Consider the following 4,364-nt stretch of genomic DNA (forward strand, 5'->3'; position numbering starts at 1 on the left):
AAGTCGCTCTGGTTGCCTGCATGCGCAAACTGTTGACCATCCTGAATGCGATGCTCAGAAAGAACGAAGAATGGGATGAATCCTACCATCAGGTTACTACGTAATTTTGTTGGTCAAGACAGTTGCTGTATTTTTTACCCCCTTAATGCAATCTAATAAATGCTGAAATTTTTGCAAATTTGCTATATCTAACTTATCCAAATTGAGTGCAATAAATTTTCGATTAAAAATCGCTTCTAATTCACCGTTATCTACTGAACAATATATATTGGCCGCACTAATAAGTCTTTTATCAATTCTATGAACGTAGTTACTATTTTTTAATTCGGATTCAAACCTGCTAGTTAATTTATTTGTCAAATATTCTTCACAATTTTGTGTAGTGATAGCGGGTCTGTTAAAATAAAATTGTCTAAACGAATCTCTGATTATCATTCCAAATGATGCTGACATAACTATTTCCAATCCAATAAATTAATTAAAAATAAAACTAAATTGTATAGAAAGTTTTGTTAAGCTCACGTTTAACTTGTTGGAATTAATCTTAATTTATTTTTATATAGAAATTTAAGCAGGAAGCTTGCATAAAACAGGCAAAATTAATCTTGAAAATTAAAATTTTTAAATATAATTTGCATAAATTGAACGAATTAAATAACTTATATTAATTAAATAACCACAATTAACCTGCAATTTTATAACTACCTCTTCTATTCCGTAAATCAAATTGAATGTTCTTATTTTTAATCAATAAAAAAAGCACCGATCACTGACTATCGATGCTCTATCTATTTAGCTAAATATCGTTACTTGGTCAGATCATCAAAAAACTTTTTCACACTATCTAAGAAACTCTTTGAACGAGGGCTGTTCCTGCCATCACTTTCACCATTCAAAGATTCACCAAATTCCTTCAACAATGCTTTTTGTTTTTCATTTAGTTTAACCGGCGTTTCCACCAGGATACGGCACATTAAATCTCCCGTCATACCACCACGAACAGGCTTCACACCTTTTCCTTTCATGCGGAAAATTTTTCCTGTTTGTGTTTCAGCTGGAATTTTGAGACTTACCCGACCATCAAGTGTCGGTACATCAATTTCACCACCTAGAGCCGCAACCGCAAAATTAATGGGTACTTCACAATATAAGTTATTGCCATCGCGCTCAAAAATAGCATGTCTTGCGACATTGACCTGAACATATAGATCACCGGCTGGCGCGCCGTTTTCTCCGGCCTCACCTTCACCATTTAAGCGAATACGATCGCCTGTATTAACCCCTGGTGGAATTTTTACTGATAAAGTTTTGTATTTCTCTACTCGGCCATGACCATGACATTTAATGCAAGGTTCTTTGATGATTTGACCACGACCATGGCAAGTTGGACAAGTTTGTTGAACTGCAAAAAATCCTTGCCGGATTTGAACCTGACCTGCTCCATGACAAGTTGAACAAGTTTCTGGTTTTGTGCCTGGTTTAGCGCCACTGCCGTTACAAACATCACATTTTTCTAAAGTTGGGATACGGATCTCTTTGCTGACTCCGCGAACTGCTTCCTCTAAGGTTAAGGTAATTTCGTACTGGAGATCAGCCCCACGAGCCGATCGCTGACGCCCACCACCACCAAAAATATCACCAAATACATCACCAAAAATATCACTAAAATCAGCGCCCGAAGCAAAACCGCCGCTAAATCCACCACCCATGCCACCTTGTTCAAAAGCTGCATGTCCATATTGATCATAAGCAGCGCGTTTTTGCGCATCTGTTAAAATTTCATAAGCTTCTTTAATTTCTTTAAACTTACTTTCTGCTTCCTTATCACCCTGATTTCGATCTGGATGATACTTCATTGCCAGACGTTTATACGCTTTTTTGATCTCTTTCTCGTCAGCGGTTTTAGTAACGCCTAAAACTTGATAATAATCTCTTTTTGCCATATTTATTTTACCCTTAACACACGGAAACGGGCGTAGAGTTCCCCCAACGCCCGTACTCGGTTTTCAGTAACAGAGGAAATGATCCTTAACACCATTACTGTGCCCGCTAAGGGCCACTATTTTTTATCTTTATCCTTGTCGTTGACTTCTTCAAATTCAGCATCAACAACATTATCATCTTGTTTAGGTTGGGCGCCTGCGCCAGCAGTACCTGCTTGAGCCTGCTGTTGAGCTAACTCGAGTAGCTTGGCCGAAGCTTGAACTAAAGCTTGAATTTTCTCTTCAATGATGGCTTTATCTTCACCTTTCACCGCAGTTTCCAACTCAGAAATGGCTTTCTCTATGTTAGCTTTATCATCAGCAGGTAACTTATCAGCCGCTTCTTCAATTTGTTTACGCGTACCATGAATCAATTGATCAGCCTGATTACGTACCTGAACTAATTCTTCAAACTTACGATCTGATTCCGCATTTGCTTCTGCATCGCTTACCATTCTTTGGATTTCATCTTCCTTCAGACCAGAAGATGCCTTGATGGTAATCTTTTGCTCGCGGCCAGTATTCTTATCTTTAGCTGATACATGTAAGATACCATCTGCGTCAATATCAAAGGTAACTTCAATTTGTGGCATACCACGCGGTGCCGCTTGAATACCATCCAAATTGAACTGCCCTAATGATTTGTTATCACCTGAGCGTTTACGTTCACCTTGTAATACATGAATGGTTACTGCCGACTGGTTATCCTCTGCGGTTGAAAACACCTGACTATGTTTAGTCGGAATAGTGGTATTTTTGGCAATTAACGTTGTCATTACACCACCCATGGTTTCAATACCTAAAGATAGTGGAGTTACATCAAGTAACAAGACATCTTTCACATCACCAGCTAATACACCACCTTGCACCGCCGCACCCATAGCAACCGCTTCATCAGGGTTAACGTCTTTACGAGGTTCTTTACCGAAAAAGTCAGCAACCGCTTTTTGCACCATTGGCATGCGCGTCTGACCACCAACCAGAATGACGTCGTTTATGTCATTAACATTTAAGCCGGCATCTTGCAGTGCAACTTTCAGCGGCTCCATTGAGCGCTTAACCAAATCTTCAACCAGTGATTCAAGCTTCGCTCGAGTCACCTTAATATTCATATGTTTAGGACCACTTGCATCTGCAGTAATGTAAGGCAGATTGACATCAGTCTGCTGAGCAGAAGAGAGCTCAATTTTGGCTTTTTCTGCTGCTTCTTTTAAGCGTTGCATTGCTAGTGGATCATTGCGTAGATCAAAACCTTGTTCTTTCTTAAATTCATCGACCAAATAGTTGATCAGACGATTATCAAAGTCTTCACCACCTAAGTGAGTATCACCATTAGTGGCCAGCACTTCATAGGTTTTTTCACCATCAACTTCATCAATTTCAATAATTGAAATATCAAAAGTACCACCGCCTAAGTCATATACCGCAATGGTACGGTTACCAACTTCACGATCTAAACCATAAGCAAGCGCCGCTGCCGTTGGTTCATTAATAATACGTTTTACATCTAAACCAGCAATGCGACCTGCATCTTTAGTTGCTTGACGCTGAGCATCATTAAAATAAGCCGGTACAGTAATAACAGCTTCAGTAACGGGTTCACCCAGATAATCTTCAGCCGTTTTTTTCATTTTTTTCAACACCTCAGCGGAAACCTGAGGAGGAGCCATTTTTTGCCCCTTAACATCCAACCAAGCATCACCATTATCTGCAGCAATGATTTTATAAGGCATAATAGAAATGTCACGTTGAACTTCTTCATCTTCAAAGCGACGTCCAATCAGACGCTTAATGGCAAAAAATGTATTTTGTGGGTTTGTCACGGCCTGACGTTTTGCCGGCTGCCCCACAAGAATTTCACCATCTTGAGTATATGCAACAATAGAAGGAGTGGTACGATCACCCTCACTGTTTTCCAATACCCGCGCATTTGTGCCATCCATAATAGCTACACAAGAGTTAGTTGTACCCAGGTCAATCCCGATAATTTTACCCATCTAAACAGCCTCCAAAGGGAATTCTTAACCAATCTAGTTACCAACCTATATGAGGCTCAATGAATTTTTTTCAAGGGATTTTTTCCCTGACCTCAAAAAAAATCTACCTAACGAGACACCTTGTGACAGGTTGATAGATTGACCATTGGTAACTACGCTATTCATTAAAGTGGGGACATAAAAATATTCATCAAGGGGAAAGTAAAAAAATATTTTTTAAATGAAATGTCATTTTAATCTTTGTTTTGAACCAAACACTAAACTAGTTGCTGAATAGAGACTTGCATTTTTTGTCACGCTATTGAGAATAAAAAGAGGTTTAACTTAGAGAATAAAGGTTTGAAATGATCAACAAAGAGCGGCTGTTACGAGATAATCGTTTATG

General features: G+C 39.0%; 3 protein-coding genes and 1 pseudogene. 1 reads left to right on the forward strand and 3 read right to left on the reverse strand.

The features are described 5' to 3' along the window. A pseudogene (locus CBG25_RS17830) lies at positions 1 to 104 on the forward strand (IS110 family transposase); the annotation flags it as partial. Here the strand turns inward: CBG25_RS17830 and CBG25_RS17835 are convergent. From CBG25_RS17835 to dnaK, 3 genes are all read right to left on the reverse strand, one after another. Then, positions 97 to 453, reverse strand: a complete 357-nt coding sequence (locus tag CBG25_RS17835; RefSeq protein WP_290608336.1) for a hypothetical protein — start codon at positions 451 to 453, stop codon at positions 97 to 99. The pseudogene CBG25_RS17830 and the gene CBG25_RS17835 sit on opposite strands and share 8 nt — an antisense overlap. 353 nt (positions 454 to 806) lie before the next feature. Continuing rightward, positions 807 to 1,943: a molecular chaperone DnaJ gene (gene dnaJ / locus CBG25_RS17840; protein WP_290608338.1), complete on the reverse strand. Its 1,137-nt coding sequence runs from the start codon at positions 1,941 to 1,943 to the stop codon at positions 807 to 809. Between the two features lie 116 nt (positions 1,944 to 2,059). Then, positions 2,060 to 3,979, reverse strand: a complete 1,920-nt coding sequence (dnaK, locus tag CBG25_RS17845) for a molecular chaperone DnaK (RefSeq protein ID WP_290608340.1) — start codon at positions 3,977 to 3,979, stop codon at positions 2,060 to 2,062. Positions 3,980 to 4,364: the final 385 nt, after the last annotated feature.

It is taken from the genome of Arsenophonus sp. ENCA, assembly GCF_002287155.1.
Lineage (GTDB): Bacteria > Pseudomonadota > Gammaproteobacteria > Enterobacterales > Enterobacteriaceae > Arsenophonus > Arsenophonus nilaparvatae.

Bases quoted from the DNA above. Each gene is read 5' to 3' on its own strand.
- CBG25_RS17835 (WP_290608336.1), bottom strand. From the start codon at position 453: ATGTCAGCATCATTTGGAATGATAATCAGAGATTCGTTTAGACAATTT.
- dnaK (WP_290608340.1), bottom strand. From the start codon at position 3,979: ATGGGTAAAATTATCGGGATTGACCTGGGTACAACTAACTCTTGTGTA.
- dnaJ (WP_290608338.1), bottom strand. From the start codon at position 1,943: ATGGCAAAAAGAGATTATTATCAAGTTTTAGGCGTTACTAAAACCGCT.